Origin of the sequence: Intestinirhabdus alba, assembly GCF_009711095.1 — a bacterium.
Lineage (GTDB): Bacteria > Pseudomonadota > Gammaproteobacteria > Enterobacterales > Enterobacteriaceae > Intestinirhabdus > Intestinirhabdus alba.
In genome coordinates this window covers 1-725 of the sequence record NZ_WMJZ01000127.1, presented here as the reverse complement: position 1 = coordinate 725, position 725 = coordinate 1, and the positions used below count along the sequence as shown (strand labels likewise).

1 protein-coding gene and 1 pseudogene are annotated in these 725 nt (G+C 57.9%); both read right to left on the bottom strand.

Features of this window, described 5'->3' with window-relative positions; genetic code table 11:
- Positions 1 to 97: 97 nt before the first annotated feature.
- On the bottom strand, positions 98 to 589 hold the full coding sequence (gene hcp, locus GJV78_RS22715) for a type VI secretion system effector Hcp (RefSeq protein WP_155110313.1): 492 nt from the start codon (positions 587 to 589) through the stop codon (positions 98 to 100).
- Positions 590 to 644: 55 nt separating this feature from the next.
- Positions 645 to 725, bottom strand: a pseudogene (locus tag GJV78_RS24235) (OmpA family protein); the annotation flags it as partial.

Below are 725 nucleotides of genomic sequence, written 5' to 3'. Positions count from 1 at the left end.
CCCGTCCGCATCAGGTGATTACCCTGAATTATTCAGGCCAGGCCCCACGGCACTACTGACGCCGTGACCGGAGCCCGACCCGTAGCCGGACGGGCAATTACGCCGTGGCGCGCTCATTCCAGGAGTCGGAATGAATGATGTTGCCGTCCTTGTAGGTCCAGGTGATTTTTTCGTAGCGCAGCTCAATCTGCTCCAGGTGATTGTGCTTCTCGTAGGAAGGGTCCTTGATGTCGTGCATCACCGGATTGACCTTCACCACCTTCACGTTCTCAAGCTTCGTGTTGAAATACTCCACCTCCTGACCCGCGTCGTTGATGCGATACCACTTAAACTCCGCCTCTTTCAGCGTCTGGCCGGTGGTCACCGCCTTGTACAGATACGGGCTGGAAGCGTCGATTTCCTTGGTGAACAGGAACGGCGTGTGGATACGGGTGCCGGTCAGCTTACCGGTGTTGTTGTCCGTCGGGATGTACAGGTTATGCGCCTGTGCAACCACCTCGATGCTGCCCTCACGATCCTGCACGTCCACGGAACCTTTGATGTCCGCGCCGCCGTCGTCCTTCAGCCACAAATAAACAGGAATTGCCATCGGGTTTACTCCATTAAGTTTTAAAAGGCGCCATCATCCTGCAATGGCGCAGGGGTTACTCCGGTAACCGGCAGGCTCCCGCCTGCGGCACCAGACTGATTTCGACCCGGCGGTTGAGCGCGCGCCCCTCCGCCGT

What these genes read in the sequence shown, in the direction of transcription:
- hcp (WP_155110313.1), bottom strand. Translation starts at nt 589, where the DNA reads ATGGCAATTCCTGTTTATTTGTGGCTGAAGGACGACGGCGGCGCGGAC.